The sequence below is a fragment of the Providencia rettgeri genome (assembly GCF_041075285.1).
Lineage (GTDB): Bacteria > Pseudomonadota > Gammaproteobacteria > Enterobacterales > Enterobacteriaceae > Providencia > Providencia rettgeri_G.
Window position 1 is genome coordinate 3,413,928 of the sequence record NZ_CP163512.1, and the last position, 17,519, is coordinate 3,431,446.

15 protein-coding genes are annotated in these 17,519 nt (G+C 43.6%); 11 read left to right on the forward strand and 4 right to left on the reverse strand.

All coding sequences use genetic code 11. The features are described from left to right. Positions 1-86 precede the first annotated feature (86 nt). Positions 87-2,528: a bifunctional aspartate kinase/homoserine dehydrogenase II gene (locus AB6N04_RS15670; RefSeq protein WP_369309162.1), complete on the reverse strand. Its 2,442-nt coding sequence runs from the start codon at positions 2,526-2,528 to the stop codon at positions 87-89. 11 nt (positions 2,529-2,539) lie between these two features. Beyond that, positions 2,540-3,700 carry a cystathionine gamma-synthase gene (gene metB / locus AB6N04_RS15675; protein WP_369309163.1) on the reverse strand — a complete coding sequence of 387 codons (1,161 nt, stop codon included), beginning with the start codon at positions 3,698-3,700 and terminating at the stop codon, positions 2,540-2,542. Positions 3,701-4,016: 316 nt separating this feature from the next. Here metB and metJ point away from each other — a divergent pair, with 316 nt between their 5' ends. From metJ to AB6N04_RS15690, 3 genes are all read left to right on the forward strand, one after another. Beyond that, the gene (metJ, locus tag AB6N04_RS15680) at positions 4,017-4,334 is read left to right on the forward strand and encodes a met regulon transcriptional regulator MetJ (RefSeq protein WP_369309164.1); all 318 of its coding nucleotides are present in this window, start codon (positions 4,017-4,019) and stop codon (positions 4,332-4,334) included. 212 nt (positions 4,335-4,546) lie between these two features. Next, entirely contained in the window at positions 4,547-5,290 is a 744-nt protein-coding gene (locus AB6N04_RS15685) for a hypothetical protein (protein ID WP_369309165.1), read from the forward strand. Between the two features lie 244 nt (positions 5,291-5,534). After that, positions 5,535-6,257, forward strand: coding sequence for an outer membrane protein (locus tag AB6N04_RS15690; protein WP_369309166.1), 723 nt, complete (start codon positions 5,535-5,537; stop codon positions 6,255-6,257). An 88-nt stretch (positions 6,258-6,345) separates the two neighbouring features. Here the strand turns inward: AB6N04_RS15690 and rpmE are convergent, their stop codons facing one another. Next, complete coding sequence (gene rpmE / locus AB6N04_RS15695; protein ID WP_004265313.1) at positions 6,346-6,561, reverse strand: 50S ribosomal protein L31; 216 nt, start codon at positions 6,559-6,561, stop codon at positions 6,346-6,348. Positions 6,562-6,780: 219 nt separating this feature from the next. Between rpmE and priA the strand changes: the two genes are divergently transcribed. From priA to rraA, 7 genes are all read left to right on the forward strand, one after another. Continuing rightward, positions 6,781-8,979 (forward strand): primosomal protein N', encoded by a 2,199-nt coding sequence (priA, locus tag AB6N04_RS15700; RefSeq protein ID WP_369309167.1) that lies wholly within the window; start codon positions 6,781-6,783, stop codon positions 8,977-8,979. 352 nt (positions 8,980-9,331) lie between these two features. Then, entirely contained in the window at positions 9,332-10,360 is a 1,029-nt protein-coding gene (gene cytR / locus AB6N04_RS15705; protein WP_369309168.1) for a DNA-binding transcriptional regulator CytR, read from the forward strand. Positions 10,361-10,433: 73 nt separating this feature from the next. Next, positions 10,434-11,249, forward strand: coding sequence for a cell division protein FtsN (ftsN, locus tag AB6N04_RS15710; RefSeq protein WP_369309169.1), 816 nt, complete (start codon positions 10,434-10,436; stop codon positions 11,247-11,249). Between the two features lie 166 nt (positions 11,250-11,415). After that, complete coding sequence (gene hslV, locus AB6N04_RS15715; RefSeq protein ID WP_004265304.1) at positions 11,416-11,946, forward strand: ATP-dependent protease subunit HslV; 531 nt, start codon at positions 11,416-11,418, stop codon at positions 11,944-11,946. Between the two features lie 11 nt (positions 11,947-11,957). Continuing rightward, a complete protein-coding gene (gene hslU, locus AB6N04_RS15720) occupies positions 11,958-13,292 on the forward strand; it encodes an HslU--HslV peptidase ATPase subunit (protein WP_369309170.1) in 1,335 nt (444 codons plus the stop codon). Between the two features lie 185 nt (positions 13,293-13,477). Beyond that, entirely contained in the window at positions 13,478-14,401 is a 924-nt protein-coding gene (locus AB6N04_RS15725) for a 1,4-dihydroxy-2-naphthoate polyprenyltransferase (RefSeq protein WP_369309171.1), read from the forward strand. Positions 14,402-14,520: 119 nt separating this feature from the next. Continuing rightward, positions 14,521-15,039, forward strand: coding sequence for a ribonuclease E activity regulator RraA (gene rraA, locus AB6N04_RS15730; RefSeq protein ID WP_369309172.1), 519 nt, complete (start codon positions 14,521-14,523; stop codon positions 15,037-15,039). A 1,073-nt stretch (positions 15,040-16,112) separates the two neighbouring features. Here the strand turns inward: rraA and zapB are convergent. After that, positions 16,113-16,352 carry a cell division protein ZapB gene (gene zapB, locus AB6N04_RS15735; RefSeq protein ID WP_369309173.1) on the reverse strand — a complete coding sequence of 80 codons (240 nt, stop codon included), beginning with the start codon at positions 16,350-16,352 and terminating at the stop codon, positions 16,113-16,115. A gap of 304 nt (positions 16,353-16,656) precedes the next feature. Between zapB and AB6N04_RS15740 the strand changes: the two genes are divergently transcribed. Continuing rightward, positions 16,657-17,517: an MIP/aquaporin family protein gene (locus AB6N04_RS15740; RefSeq protein WP_369309174.1), complete on the forward strand. Its 861-nt coding sequence runs from the start codon at positions 16,657-16,659 to the stop codon at positions 17,515-17,517. Positions 17,518-17,519: the final 2 nt, after the last annotated feature.

A 17,519-nucleotide genomic window follows, 5' to 3' on the forward strand; every position in this document is an offset into this window, starting at 1 on the left:
TAAAAAGAGGGAAAAAATAACCTGTATTAAAAAATTTCATAATGTATTGGCACCCCGAATAAGGGCACCAATACTCGGAAAAGAGGCTATAACAATTGAGATAGGCGGTTTAAATCTGATTGGATTGCCCCGGCGGTGACATCTCGCCCGGCTCCCGGACCGCGGATCACTAGGGGGTTATCACGATACCAACGGCTTTCAATAGCAAAAACGTTATCACCTGGTAATAACGAAGCCAGCGGGTGATCGGGTTTTACTGCTTCCACCCCCACTTTGGCTTTTCCTTTCACTGCATCAAAACGCGCCACATAACGTAATACTAACCCGAGTTCTTGTGCGGCTTCTAAGCGCTGCTGCATTTGCTCATTGATAACGGCGCTATTTTCGAAAAACTCATCCAAAGAGCCGGTCTGTGCTTGCTTAGGTACTAATGATTCAACACGTACTTCATCCGGTTCGATGTCATAACCTGCCTCGCGGGCTAAAATAATCAGCTTACGCATGACATCTTGCCCGGAAAGGTCAATACGTGGGTCAGGCTCCGTTAAGCCTTGCTGCCACGCTTGTTCCACGAGCTCACTAAATGGCACCGTACCATCAAATTGCAAAAATAACCAAGACAATGTGCCCGAGAAAATACCGCTGATCGCCAATATCCCATCACCGCTTTCTTTTAAGTCACGCACCGTGTAGTTAATTGGTAACCCCGCCCCCACCGTCGCGTTATATAACCAATGGCGACCTGTTTTCGAAAATGCATCACGAATTTGGCGATATTGCTCTGTTGGCGATGCACCTGCGATTTTGTTGGCGCTGATCACATGAAAACCGTAACTGGCGAAATCCACATAACTTTCGGCTAGGGCTTCACTGGCAGTCACATCTAAGACGACTAAGTCATCATACGGGTGAGAGCGCATCCAAAGGAATAAATTATCATCTTCATGTTCAACAGCTTCATCATCAAAAAAGGCTAACGCACGGCTTGGGTCGATACCTTGATAATTCAATAAGCTGCGTCGGCTATCCACTACCCCCGCCAACACAAAATCAAAGTCACTACGGGCTGAAATATTGTGCTGCTCCGCGGCAAAAAGTTCTAACCAACGTGCACCGATATTGCCTTTACCAAACAGCACTAAGCCGATACGCTTTTCGGCGCGGAACAAGCTTTGGTGCATTCCTTGGATAAGATGTTCAGTTTGGTTAGTTCGCAGTACCGCAACTAAGCTGATGGCATCTTCCGAGTGCCAAATAAATTCCACGGGTTGGCCTTTCAGTTCTTCATAAAAACGGTGGCTATGTAACGGTTTTTTACAAACCCCTGCGCCAACTAAGGCCACTAAAGAGAAACCTTCACGTAAGGATAATGCCCCAGGTAACGCCGCCTCTTCGAGCACATTTAGCGCACTTTCCACAATCTCAGAGGTATAACAGAGCTGAATTAACGCGCGATCATCGTGAATTCCCTGCGCAAGTGGACGCAACTGTACGCGCTTGAGCAGTAAATCCACATCTTTGCAGATTTGTTTAAAATCACGCCCGGCTGCAATGCGCAGCTCAATTAAGCAAACATCATCGTGGCTCGTGACAATTTTTGCCCCTGCACCAGAAGCTAAAACGCGCTCTATTTTTGTAGAACCCTGCTCTGGCTGGTAACTGCATCTTAGCTGCAAGTCAATATTGCTCACAGAAACAGGTTGCAAAGTCCGAGTATGTAACACAGGAGCCGCTAAACGCGCTAATTCACTCGCTTCATCGAGACGTAATAAAGGCAGCAAGCACGCATCTTTGACTTTACGAGGATCGGCACTGTACACCCCAGCAACGTCACTCCAAATTGTGACTTTTGCCACATCGGCTAATGCACCAACTTGGGTCGCAGAATAGTCACTGCCATTACGCCCTAACAGAACTGTTTCCCCTTGTTGATTGCGTGAGATAAACCCTGTGACAACAATACGACGATTAGGTAATTGGGTTAGCAGTTGCCGTAATAAATAGCGTGATTGTATCTCATCCACCTGTGGTTGTGCGGCACGTTCTGCACGTAAAAATAAACGCGCATCCAGCCAAGCACTTGCCATACCTGTTTGCGCTAATACTTCGGACATCAAACGCGCTGACCAAATTTCACCATGCCCGACAACTTCCGCATAAATCGCATCATTGGCTGGTTGATCAAGTAATGCGCTTAAACGCTCTAAATCTTGAATAAATAATTGGCTCAATACTTCCGCTTGTTTTTCAGGTAGAAGGCTATTAATTAAATCCAACTGATAACGACGCAAGGACTGCTGTGCTTGATGAGCCGATATACGATCACTTTGGCTCAGCTTTAGCCAATTAATCAATTGATTAGTTGTACTGCCAGCTGCGGAAACCACCATTAAATCACCGGGTTGGCTATAGTTCGCCATAATAGCTGCGACTCGCTGGTAACACTTCGCATCCGCTAAACTACTTCCCCCAAACTTATGTAACTGACGGTGACAAGGTGCCACCTCAACCGCTGTTAGTACACTCATCAAAAACTCCGCTAACGTTGTGCCGCAACCTTGAATGCTTGGTCTAAATCTGCAATTAAATCCTGCGCATCTTCTATCCCGACAGAAATCCGCAATAAACTATCTGTAATGCCCGCCTCAAAACGTGCCTGTGCAGACATACCTGCATGGGTCATTGTGGCTGTGTGCGAAATCAATGTTTCAACTCCACCTAATGATTCCGCTAATGTGAACAGCTTTAGAGCCCGTAAGAAATGACGTAACTGTGCTTCATCACCTGCAAATTCAAAACTTAGCATTGCCCCAAAACCTTTTTGTTGTTTAAGTGCAATTTCGTGCCCTGGATGATCGTCTAATGCAGGATAATACAATTTTTTGACCAAAGGCTGAGCTTTAAGATATTTTACGATTTCATGTGCATTTTGTTGCTGCTGTAAAATCCGTGGGGATAAGGTTCGGATCCCTCTTAATAATAAATAGCTATCAAATGCCCCACCTGTTACACCAATATTATTGGCCCACCATGCTAATTCTATTGCCCATTTCTCATCTTTTGCAATCACTACGCCAGCCACAATATCTGAATGGCCATTAAGATATTTTGTACATGAATGCACGACAAAGTCCGCACCAAGTGCAATAGGCTGCTGAAGTACTGGACTCAAAAATGTGTTGTCCACAACAACCAGCGCGCCCGCTTCATGAGCTAACTGAGCAATCTGCTGGATATCAAAAATTCTTAATAACGGGTTGCTCGGTGTTTCAATTAGCACTAATTTTGGTTTTTTCGCTAGTGCAGCCCGCAAAGCGCTTTCATTACTTTGATCAACAAACTGGACTTGATATGCACCACGCTCATGTTGACTATTAAATAAACGGTAACTCCCGCCGTAGCAGTCATGGGGGGCAACTAGTAAATCCCCCGGACGTAAAAATACCGTGCAGATTAGGTGAAGCGCTGACATGCCACTGTTGGTCATCACCGCACCGCTCCCTCCTTCCAGTTGCGCCAATGTTTTTTGCACAATATCACGACCGGGGTTACCACGACGTGAATAATCATGGGCACGAGGTTCATTAAAGTCAGTAAAATTATAAGTACTGGATAAATAAATGGGAGGCACTACGCAACCAAATTGTTGGTCTTCATTTAATCCATTATGAATTGCGATGGTTGACGGTTTGTAAGTCATAAACGCTTCTCCTGAACAGTGATAGTTCGAATCATACCCACCGGATGTTTAGACGTCAACATATCTAGACGTCTAAACCTCTTTACGTTTATATCAAGTAATGGAATAATCAGCCTTAATAATTATGTGTAAATTGATAGTCAATCGCATAAGTAGACTTAGTTCATTAATTTTATACAACATTTTGTGATAAACTAAGCTAAGTCACGTCTCACATATATGCAGGTCTTCTCAATTTAGGGCTTAGAATAAGTTTCTATTAAAAAGAATATGCATATTATTTTTAATTATTTACTGAAAATATCCAAGGTATCTCATGGCTGAATGGAATGGTGAATATGTCAGTCCGTATGCTGAACATGGCAAGAAGAGTGAGCAAGTAAAAAAAATTACAGTATCTATTCCATTGAAGGTACTAAAAATTTTAACTGACGAACGTACTCGGCGTCAGATCAATAACTTGCGTCATGCCACTAACAGTGAATTACTGTGTGAAGCATTTTTACATGCCTTCACCGGCCAACCACTGCCAAACGATGAAGATTTGCGCAAAGAACGTAATGACGAGATCCCTGAAGCTGCGAAAGAGATCATGCGCGAACTGGGTATTAACCCAGAAACGTGGGAATATTAATCCTTACGAATTGTGCATTCGCTATTCAAAAATCCTCACTGCGTCACATCGCCCGTGGCGTAGTGCCTCTTTCTAGATAAAAAACGCACTAGATTCCTCTGAATTCTTTTCAATTCAGAATCCCCCTCAAGCTTTATCACTGACCACGCTCTACACTTTCTGCGAATAACCTATAGTCACAAATAATAATTAAAATTATGAAGGATAGTTCAATGAATAAATATAACCTGACGTTAATTGGGCTACTTAGCGGTGTGTTGATGGTCACTGCTGGGTGCGGAAATCGCCCACATATGGCATCCCAAGACTATAATAATATCGCAAAACCCCAAGCTTCAGAGAAAAAACTTGGAACAAAATGGGGAGAAGATGTCAATTCTGCGGTTACCACGGTCAATGCCACTCGCTTAACCAATACGCCCTTTGATACTGCCGCTATATATTACCGTGGTGAAAGAGTCCCGAGTCACATTCAAACCATGAATTATATTTCGTTATCCCCTATCGAAATCAAGGTAACGGATGAACGCGGTCGTAAAATGCCTATGTATCGCAATAACCAAGGGCAATATATTTTGCCAGCCCAAGAAGGACAACGTTATCAATTAACCATCAAAAATACCGATAGAAATCGGATTTATGAAGTCGTAACAAGTGTCGATGGCATTGATGTATTAAATGGTCGAGCAGGCTCTTATCAAAATAGCGGATATTTAATTCGCCCAAGAAGTGAAGTGACAATTGAAGGCTTCCGTAAAAGCCAAAATCAAGTCGCTGCATTCCGCTTTGCGGCTCCTGAAGAGTCCTATGTGAACCAAAATGTCCAAGGTGACGAACGCAATATTGGTGTCATTGGCTTTGCACTTTTTGAAGTGCGTGAAGAACTCCCTGATTGTGAAGCCAATCCGTTCCCAGCAGAGACACAATACGCTCCAGAACCGTGTCGTAAACGTTAGTGATAATAGCGAAAAAAGCGTATATCTCACGATTGCGCTTTTTTACGTTGATAAAAAATTCACCAAATAAAGACTGAAATTATTAACTTTTATTATATTTTAATTCTAAGTTAATAACATTTCGTCGTGCTATTTGGCAATTTCTCCCATTTATATTGATATTGATCATTTACCTTAAGATATAATACATTTTAATTTATAATAAATGCTAATTATTAATAAGCTAAATGGATGGTATTTCACGATGAAAAAAATAATTGCAGTCTCTCTTTTAAGTTTAATCTCAAGTATGGCGATGGCATCTAACAGCGGCTTTTATGTTTCCGGTAAGATGGGAACCTCCATAGTCAAACTGTCTGACCAAAAATGGTCTGATGAAGATGACACCATTGGAGGCGGCAGTAAGACAAAAGGTGTATTTGGTGGCGGTATCGCTCTCGGTTATGATTTATATGATGCAACCTCTTTACCTCTGCGCACAGAATTAGATATTACTCTGCGTGGTAAAGCCTCATCTAAGCATAACTTGGGCACAGATTCATGGGATAATGGCAATGGATCTTATTACTACGAAAGTGAAGATGGTAAAAACGATATTACCTTAAATACCTTTATGATTAATACTTACTATGATTTCAAAAACCAAACCAACTTCACCCCATATGTGTCTGTTGGCTTAGGTTTAGCAAGTATTAAACATAAAGCGCAATATATCTATACTGAAACCAATTCAGGTGGCAGTGAATATGATGAATTCTCAAAATCAAAAACCAACAGTAATTTTGCTTGGAGCTTAGGTTTAGGTTCACAATACGCGATTAATGATAATCTTTCGTTGGACTTAAGCTACCGTTTCTTAGATGCAGGCAAATCTGAGGTTAGTTATAACGATGATGGCAACACCATTAAATCTAAAGTAAAAGTGCGTAGTAATGACATTATGCTCGGTGTGCTTTATCGCTTCTAATTTTCCTATTTAGAAATACATAGTGCCAATTTTAGGCATCAAAAAAGGGAAACTCAGTTTCCCTTTTTTTCGCATTTCACAAGTTCGATTATTTTTTAGAACCTGGGATGCTGAAACGTTGGTTGAAGCGATCAACACGACCACCAGTCGCAACATCACGCTGTTTACCAGTGTAGAACGGGTGGCAGTTACCACAAACGTCCAGGTTCAGCGAATGACCAGCAGTTGAATTAATTTTCATTACATTACCGCAAGAACAAGTTGCAGTAACTTCTTCGTATTTAGGGTGAATACCTTTTTTCATGGGAGAACCTCTATTAAGGCCGTGTCGCCATTCCAGCCCTAACGCCGGACACCACACGTCGTGTTGATTGAATTTAACGTATTGGTAAAATTAAGTACCAAAGGCGGCGGATCATACAGAAATTCTATTTATTGCGCAATGAAAAACGCGTAAATTTTGTGATATTCTAGTTGGCTATCGCACTTAACATCGAACAAAAAAACAGACGGAAATCCAGTTATGATCGTCGTTCAGGTGGCTTTACCTGTTCCTTTAAACCGCACTTTTGATTATCGACTCCCAGATAACATGCCGCTCCCTGTTGTAGGAAGCCGTGTGATGGTACCGTTTGGTAAACGCCAAGCTCTTGGCATCGTAGTCAAGCATAGCGATAAAAGCGAATTTACAGAAGACCAGCTCAAAACTATCGAGCTGGTTCTCGACACGCAACCTCTGTTTCCTGACGATGTGTGGCAACTTTTACTGTGGTCTTCTCAATATTATCATTATCCAATTGGCGAAGTGCTATTTCACGCATTACCAACGTTACTGCGCCAAGGAAAAGCCGCTGAATTTACCCCAATCTGGCAATGGCAAGTTACTGAGATGGGGATCTCGGTCGATCTGAACGAATTGAAACGATCCCCTAAACAACAACAGGCGTTAGCACTGCTCAAGCGCCGCCCAGTTTATCGTCACCAAATCAGCGAGCTTGAAATCAGTGAAAGTGCTCTGCAATCTCTTAAAAAGAAAGAGTATATCGAATTGCACCCAGTACAGCCGAGCGTTGAAAAATGGCAATCAACTTTTGATGTGTGCGGTGAACGATTACGCCTTAACAGCGAACAAGCGACCGCTATCGGTGCAATACGGGCTCAGGACGACGAATTTTCACCTTGGTTACTGGCGGGGATCACTGGTTCAGGGAAAACGGAAGTTTATTTGAGTGTATTAGAAAATGTGTTGGCACAAGGGAAACAGGCCTTAGTTCTGGTACCTGAAATTGGTTTAACCCCACAAACCATTAACCGTTTCCGCGAGCGGTTTAATGCCCCTGTGGATGTACTGCACTCCGCCCTCAATGATAGCGAACGTTTAGCCGTTTGGTTGCGCGCCAAACTCGGTCAAACAGCCATCATTATTGGTACGCGTTCCGCGTTGTTTACGCCATTTGCCAACCTAGGCATTATTATTATTGATGAAGAGCACGACAGCTCGTATAAACAACAAGATGGTTGGCGCTACCACGCACGGGATTTGGCTGTTTTTCGCGCGAAAAAAAATAATATTCCCATTGTGATGGGCACCGCAACGCCTTCACTCGAAACTTTACTCAATGTGAAACAGCGGAAATATCGCCAACTTAACCTTACAATCCGCGCAGGGAATGCCCGTCCTGCGACGCAACATTTAATTGATTTAAAAGGCCAACCGCTAAAATATGGCCTTTCACACATACTTGTTCAGCATATCAAAACGCATCTGGCACAGAATAATCAGGTCATTTTGTTTTTAAACCGCCGGGGCTACTCCCCAGCCCTCATTTGCCATGAATGCGGCTGGATTGCTGAGTGTCAACGCTGTGACCACTACTATACGCTGCACCAAAATATCCACCAGCTACGCTGCCACCATTGTGACAGCCAACGCCCTGTTCCTCGCCAATGTCCGCAATGTGGTTCAACACATTTAGTCCCAGTTGGTATGGGGACAGAACAACTTGAAGAAGGGATCTCTGAGCTGTTTCCAGATATCCCTGTTACGCGTATTGATCGCGACACAACCAGTCGAAAAGGGGAGCTTGAGCAACACCTAAACCAAGTGCACGAAGGCGGCGCTCGCATTCTTATTGGCACGCAAATGTTAGCCAAAGGACACCATTTCCCCGATGTCACATTAGTGGCACTATTGGATGTCGATGGCGCGCTATTTTCCAGTGATTTTCGTGCCGCAGAGCGTTTTGCTCAACTGTATGTGCAAGTTTCAGGTCGTGCGGGTCGAGCAGGCAAACAAGGGGAAGTGTTTTTACAAACGCATCATCCTGAGCACCCTTTACTGCTGACCTTGTTAGAAAATGGTTATGACGCATTTACTCAAGAAGCAATGGAAGAACGGCGTGTGGCGATGCTCCCTCCCTATACCAACCATATTTTGATCCGTTCTGAAGATCACAATAACCAAGACTCGCGGCAATTTTTACAAAATGTCCGTCAGTACATCACTGAGCACCCAAAAAGTGATACAAAACTGTGGATTTTGGGACCATCGCCATCAATTCAGGCAAAACGCGGGGGGCGTTTCCGCTGGCAGTTACTGTTACAGCACCCATCTCGTCCCTACTTGCAGCAATTTATGGCGCAATTATTGCCTGAAATCCTCAAACAGCCAGAAAGCCGCAAAGTAAAATGGAATGTCGATGTCGACCCAACGGACAGCTAAAGTATTACAGAATTTAAAGGGTCATTTTTACTTTGCTCTCGTTATGTTGTCGGTCTTCTTTCGCCTTTTCGCTTCCAGTTTATTGATATTGTGAACTATCTGTTTTTTTTGCATAAAATGCCATATTTTGTGCAAATTTTATACAACTTGAGTTTCACTTATCCTTTAGCACCCTAAATTATTTTTGAAATTTGCGAAGCAGCTCTAAAAAATGATACGTGTCACACTTTTTATGCAAACTAGGTAACAGATATTATTGAGAATCCAATTAGAATAACTTCTAATCATAAATAATGACGTACTTGCGCCATTCAAAAAAAGCAAACGATTAAATCAATCTAAGGAAGGCGTTGTGGAAAGTAAAAAACACAATAACACGGCGACAATGAAAGATGTTGCTAGTGCAGCGGGCGTTTCGACAGCGACTGTCTCTAGAACATTAATGAACCCTGAAAAGGTGTCCTTACAAACGCGCCAAAAAGTTGAACAAGCTGTTATGGATGTTGGCTACTATCCTCACAACTTGGCAAGAAGCTACAAGCGCAATGAATCAAAAACGATCCTTGTGCTGGTTCCCAATATCCGTGACCCATTTTTTAGTGATGTCGTCTGTGGCATTGAAGAAATCGCCGCCCAAGAAGGTTACTTTGTGCTGATTGGTGACTGCAAGCACCAAGAAAAACAAGAAAATGCCTTTATTAATCTGATTATTACCAAACAAATCGATGGCATGGTGTTATTGGGCTCAAATATTCCGTTCGATGTGTCAACTGAAGAACAAAAAAATCTACCACCGATTGTCATGGCAAATGAGTTTGCCCCTGAATTAAAACTGCCTACAGTGCATATCGACAACTTAACCGCTGCATTTAATGCCACCCATTACCTTCAAAAACAAGGCCATAAGCTGATCGCCTGTATTGCAGGGCCGTCTCATATGCCACTAAGCCAGTACCGTTTAGAAGGCTATAAAAAAGCGATGTTAAGAACAGGGGAAAAACTGCGTGATGAGTACATTATTCGCGGTGATTTTACCCATGAGGGTGGCGCTGAAGCGGTGAAAACCCTGCTATCACTCCCTGAACCGCCAACTGCGATTTTTTGCCATAGTGATATCATGGCGATTGGGGCAATGTGGCAAGCCAAAAAAATGGGATTAACCTTGCCTGATGATTTATCTTTTGTTGGTTTCGATAACTTAGAGCAAGCAAAATATACCTTGCCCGCATTAACGACGATCAACCAACCTCGCGCAGAAATTGGTCATCATGCGATGCAATTGCTACTTGAACAAATCCATGGCAATAATGTGACACCGGGTTCGCGTCTCCTAGATTCTGATTTAATCATCAGAGAGAGTACAAAAGCGCCTAAAAGCTAGTCAAAATTGTTCAGGTTAAGTAACATGTTAGTCCAAATGATGACTAACAATTGATAACTAGTGAATTAATAGCGTGGCACAAAAAGATTATGTAGCTCGTGGGCGGTCATCCGCCCGTAAAAAAGGCAAAGGGAAATCAAAAAAAGCACAAGGGCTACCAATGACCACGTTGGTTGTTGCAGTGGCGATTGTTGTGCTATTTGTTGGCGGCCTGTTTTATATCACCCACAACAAAAAGGATGCGCCGCAGCCACAAATTGCCACGCCTTCAGCACCGCCGGGTAGCACGCTTCCGCCAAAACCAGAAGAGCGTTGGCGCTATATTAAAGAGTTGGAACGCCGCGGTGTTGACCTGCCAAGCACTCAGCAACCTAGCTCCAGCAACAATATTCTGCGTCCTTCTGATTTAACGCCAGAACAGCGTCAATTATTAGAGCAAATAGATTCAGATAGACGCCAACCTGTAACAAATTTGCAGGAGGTGCCGTCCAATGGCAGGCCTGTTCCACGTTCGCAAGTGATCATCAATGAACCCGCTCAACCTATTGAGCCCGTTCAGCGCAAGCCAATTATCAATACTGAACCGAAACCAGAAACTCGCCCTGCGGCACCAATTACCTCCGTACAACCGGCAACGCCTGCGGAGCAAAAACCTGCAAATAACATGCAAAACATGTTAGTGCAATGTGGATCATTCCGTACCGCTGACCAAGCAGAGTCTGTTCGTGCAACATTAGCTTTTGCTGGAATTGAGAGTCGAGTAACCGCTAGTGGTGGCTGGCATCGGATCGTACTTGGCCCTTATTCCAAGTTAACAGCAGAAAAAATGCGCGACCGAGCAGCAAGTGTTGGTGTCTCAGGTTGTATTCTTCGTGCATCAGGGGGTTGAAAAATACCATCCCCCACCCCATCTACTGTTTTAGCGCACTCATGAGCGGTTATTTTTGTCTTCAACTTAATCCAAGTGATAGTTAACCAACAACTATCACTTGGGTTTTGTCTCTTGAAAATAAAACTCAACTGCATTTTTTTGTAATAAAACCAGGGGCTAACTCATGACAACAATCGTAAGTGTTCGCCGTAATGGCCAGGTCGTAATCGGTGGTGATGGACAGGCGACGATGGGTAATACCGTCATGAAAGGCAATGTCCGCAAAGTTCGCCGTCTTTATAATGACAAAGTCATTGCCGGATTTGCCGGTGGCACCGCAGACGCATTCACGCTTTTTGAACTGTTCGAACGTAAACTCGAATTGCACCAAGGTCATTTAACCAAAGCGGCCGTTGAACTCGCCAAAGATTGGCGTACAGACCGTATGCTACGCAAGCTTGAAGCACTGCTTGCCGTCGCAGATGAACACACCTCTCTCATCATTACAGGTAATGGTGACGTAGTTCAGCCAGAAAACGATTTAATCGCTATCGGTTCAGGTGGTCCATATGCGCAATCTGCCGCACGTGCACTATTAGAAAATACAGATTTAAGTGCCAAAGAAATTGCTGAAAAAGCGCTCGCTATCGCTGGCGATATCTGTATTTACACCAACCATAATGTCAACTTTGAAGAAATTTCTTCAAAATCATAAGGATTGTTAGTATGTCCGAAATGACTCCACGCGAAATTGTCAGCGAACTCGACAATCATATTATTGGCCAGCACAAAGCCAAACGTTCTGTTGCCATTGCCCTGCGTAACCGCTGGCGCCGTATGCAATTAAACGAGGTGTTACGCCATGAAGTCACACCTAAAAATATTCTGATGATTGGTCCAACAGGGGTGGGAAAAACTGAAATTGCTCGCCGTCTTGCAAAATTAGCCAATGCACCATTTATCAAAGTTGAAGCGACAAAATTTACTGAAGTGGGTTATGTGGGTAAAGAGGTCGACTCAATTATTCGTGATTTAACCGACTCCGCCGTAAAAATGGTGCGTTTACAATCCATTGAAAAAAACCGCTACCGTGCGGAAGAAATGGCAGAAGAGCGCATTCTTGATGTTCTGATCCCACCGGCAAAAAATAATTGGGGGCAATCGGAACCAGTTGATGAGCAATCACCCGCACGTCAAGGATTCCGTAAAAAATTACGTGAAGGCCAATTAGACGACAAAGAAATTGAAATTGAAGTATCTGCTGCGCCAATGGGGGTTGAAATTATGGCTCCTCCGGGCATGGAAGAGATGACCAACCAATTGCAATCCATGTTCCAAAACTTAGCAGGGCAAAAACAGAAACCTCGGAAGATGAAAATCAAAGAGGCATTCAAACTGCTGGTGGAAGAAGAAGCCGCTAAGCTAGTTAACCCAGAAGAGTTAAAAGAACAAGCCATCGAAGCTGTTGAGCAAAATGGTATCGTATTTATCGATGAGTTCGACAAAATCTGTAAACGCGGTGGACAAACTTCAGGTCCTGATGTCTCTCGTGAAGGGGTGCAACGTGACTTACTGCCACTCATTGAGGGCTGCACTATTTCGACTAAGCACGGTATGGTGAAAACTGACCATATCCTGTTTATTGCTTCCGGTGCGTTCCAAGTCTCGAGCCCATCAGATTTGATCCCGGAATTACAGGGACGTCTGCCAATCCGTGTTGAGCTACAAGCGCTAACGACTGAAGATTTTGTGCGGATCTTAACCGAACCAAACGCCTCTTTAACGGAACAATATAAAGCGCTAATGGCGACTGAAGGGGTGAATATTGAATTCACCGCTGATGGTATTCGTAAGATTGCTGAATCTGCATGGCAAGTGAATGAGTCCACCGAAAACATTGGTGCACGCCGCTTGCATACTGTGCTTGAGCGCTTAATGGAGGACATCTCTTTTGATGCGAGCGACCGTAGCGGTCAAACCATCCAAATTGATGCACAATACGTGAAACAGCACTTAGATGAGCTGGTTGCGGACGAAGACTTGAGCAGATTTATTTTATAATCTTATTAATTATCAGGTTTTCATGTATCCTTAATATACATTGGCTAAAGTGCAGCTTTTATCGCTGCACTTTTTCTATGAAATATTCAGCCCATTGCATAGAATATACTCAGGTATTTTTCCATGCGATGGGTTATTACATTTTTAAGTACGCATCTCAAAGAGTTTGAATGATAGGTAATTGCATGCAGCCGACATCCACAACAATAAGTCGTAAACAAGCTTGGATTGAAAGTCTTCGCCCTAAAACCCTGCCTCTCGGGGTTATCGCCATAGTCACTGGCTCTGCACTCACCTACCTGACGGGTAACTTTAAATGGCCTGTCGCCTTGCTTGCACTGATTACAGCCGGCCTACTACAGATTTTATCTAACCTCGCGAATGATTACGGCGATGCAGTAAAAGGCTCAGACACCGCTGAACGTATTGGGCCACTACGTGGAATGCAAAAAGGGGTTATTACCCAAGCGGACATGAAAAAGGCACTGAAACTCAATATTGCCGCTGTCTGCCTATCTGGGTTATTGTTAATCATTGTTGCCTGTGAAAAGCCTGAAGATGCTTTTGGCTTTCTTGCCCTTGGTCTGGTGGCGATTGTCGCCGCTATTACCTATACCGTGGGTAAAAAACCGTATGGTTATCTGGGGTTAGGCGATATTTCTGTTTTAATTTTCTTTGGTTGGCTAAGTGTGATTGGCACCTATTATTTGCAAGCCAATACGTTCAACATCATCACCGTACTCCCAGCTACCGCATGTGGGCTGCTTTCTGTCGCCGTATTAAACATCAATAATATGCGTGATATCGAAAATGATATCAAAGCAGGAAAAAACACCTTAGCCGTTCGTTTAGGGCCACAAGGTGCGCGCATTTATCATGCAATAATCATTATCGTTGCCATCCTATGTTTAGTGATGTTCAAGCTTACCTACCTATCAGGTTGGAGCGGCTGGTTATTTCTATTTGCCGTTCCTATGCTGCTCAATCACCTTCGTCGTGTTGTGACCGACCCGACTCCCGAAGGGATGAGACCCCTCCTTGAAAACATGGTCAAAGCAGCACTGGTAACGAACGTTTTATTCGCTATTGGCGTGGTAATGAGCAAATAATCTGCGTTATTTGACTAATTTTTGACTTTTCCCGTCTATTTTTAGGCGGGGAATTTTGCCAAGTGCGGTTCAAAAGGGATATACTGATATTCTCTTGCAGCAAAAAAGACCTAAATCCTATGAAATATGATACTTCCGAACTCTGCGATATATACCAAGAAAGCGTTAACGTGGTAGAACCTCTTTTCTCCAACTTTGGTGGACGTACTTCATTTGGCGGTCAAATCATTACAGTGAAGTGCTTTGAAGATAACGGCCTTCTGTATGATTTGCTGGAAGAAGAAGGCGCAGGCCGTATTCTGCTAGTCGATGGCGGTGGTTCTGTTCGTAAGGCGCTGATCGATGCTGAAGTGGCAAGGCTAGCCGTTGATAACCACTGGGAAGGTATTGTGGTTTATGGTGCCGTGCGCCAAGTTGATACCCTAATGGAACTGGATCTTGGGATCCAAGCTATCGCTGCGATACCCGCAGGCTGCCCTGATGAAGGTATCGGTGAAAGCGATATCCGCGTTAACTTTGGTGGCGTAACGTTCTTTTCGGGTGATTATCTGTATGCTGATAATACAGGGATCATTTTGTCTGAAGAGCCCCTCACTGACAACGGTGATGACGACTTTAACGACATTATCGACGAATAACCTTCACAAATACAAGAATCGATAAATAAGGGCAATCGCCCTTATTTTTTTGTCATTAAGCAGATGCTCGTTTCTGTTTACAACAGGTACAGCAATGATTGAATTCGAAGATACTCATAAAAATAAAAAAGGCCACATTAATAGTGACCTGATTTAAAATCAGTTTTCCGTAAATAATCCACATCATTCCTCTATTCTATATAGTTCGTTTCGTAGGTAGGCGGTAAGCGAGGCTAGCCCAAGGAGCATACATCAGTATGTGACTTGAGTAGCTGAGTGCAACCAACACCCCTACAAAGTGAAATATGACGAGGAAATTACTCTATATAGTTCGTTTCGTAGGTAGGCGGTAAGCGAGACTAGCCCAAGGAGCATACATCAGTATGTGACTTGAGTAGCTGAGTGCAACCAACACCCCTACAAAGTGAAATATGACGAGGAAATTACTCTATATAGTTCGTTTCGTAGGTAGGCGGTAAGCGAGACTAGCCCAAGGAGCATACATCAGTATGTGACTTGGGTAGCCGAGTGCAACCAACACCCCTACAAAGTGAAATATGACGAGGAAATTACTCTATATAGTTCGTTTCGTAGGTAGGCGGTAAGCGAGACTAGCCCAAGGAGCATACATTAGTATGTGACTTGGGTAGCCGAGTGCAACCAACACCCCTACAAAGTGAAATATGACGAGGAAATTACTCTATATAGTTCGTTTCGTAGGTAGGCGGTAAGCGAGACTAGCCTAAGGAGCATACATCAGTATGTGACTTGAGTAGCTGAGTGCAACCAACTCCCCTACAAAGTGAAATATGATGAGGAAATTACTCTATATGGTTCGTTTCGTAGGTAGGCGGTAAGCGAGGCTAGCCCAAGGAGCATACATCAGTATGTGACTTGAGTAGCTGAGTGCAACCAACTCCCCTACAAAGTGAAATATGACGAGGAAATTACTCTATATAGTTCGTTTCGTAGGTAGGCGGTAAGCGAGACTAGCCCAAGGAGCATACATCAGTATGTGACTTGGGTAGCCGAGTGCAACCAACACCCCTACGAAGCGAAATATGACGAGGAATTTAGACTTCTTCCATCTTGCCTAACAACGTACGTAACCTCTCCTGCCAAGCTTGCTGTTCTTGCTTCAGTTGCTCATTTTCACGCACGAGTGAATCAGTTCCTGATTTTGCCGTTTCTAATTCTTGGCTTAATGCACTGTTTTTATCTTTTAGTTCGTCGATTTCCATTTGTAACAAGGTAATTGTATCAATCGCTTGTTGGACTTTGGATTCGAGTTTCTCAAATACTTCAAATGACATGTTTCTGGTCTCCCTTATCAGCTTTAACACGATTGTAAGTAGCATGATCCTCTGTGTCCAGTTTCTTCCTTCTGATCCCGCATATCGTTATGATAAAAACACTGGTCTGATCACATAGCAAAGGTCGATTCCGTCACTATTTTTGTTTGTTTTTTTTCGCTTTAGTGATGCAACACGCATTTTTCAATTTCGATATTTCTCGTTTATGTTCTTTAACGATAAATTTACAGGTAGGGGTTTTCAACTAGAAAATCTTAACTTAAAAAACATTACAATAATTTTCATTTTCGTAGGATAGAAACATATGAGCCAAATGACCTCAACATCTCTCACAGGTCAGTGCATTTCGGAATTTTTAGGGACCGCACTGCTTGTATTTTTTGGTTTAGGTTGTGTTGCCGCCGTCAGGATAGCAGGGGCACAGCTTGGCCTCTGGGAAATCAGTGTTATTTGGGGGTTCGGCGTTGCTTTAGCTGTTTACCTCACCGCGGGTATCTCAGGCGCTCACCTTAATCCGGCAGTGACCCTCGCGCTATGGCTATTTGCTTGCTTTGATAAACGCAAAGTTGTGCCGTATATCATTGCGCAAATGCTGGGCGGTTTTTGTGCCGCTGCATTGGTTTATTCCATGTACTCCCCTGTTTTTTTCGATTACGAACAAGTTCACCACATTATCCGTGGTACACAAGAAAGCTTATTCACCGCAGGGGTGTTCTCGACTTACCCTGCTCCACAAATTAGTGTGTTCCACGCATTCTTTATTGAAGTCGTCATCGCGGCAATTCTCGTTTGCTTAATCTTAGGTTTAACGGATGATGGCAACGGTGTTCCTCGTGGCCCACTCGCTCCACTGTTAATTGGTATCTTAATCGCGGTTATTGGCGGTTCATTTGGTCCTCTGACAGGTTTCGCCCTCAACCCAGCACGGGATTTCGGGCCTAAAGTTGTCGCTTATCTGGCAGGATGGGGCGATATCGCCTTTACCGGTGGTCGCGATATTCCCTATTTCCTTGTCCCATTGACAGCACCGATTGTCGGTGGTCTGCTAGGGGCCTTCGGTTATCGCAAATTAATCGGTCGCCACTTACCATGTATGGTATGTGAAGAAGAGACCAAAGCAGAAAAATTATCCGTCAAAAAACCAAAATCCTCGGAACAGGCTTAAAT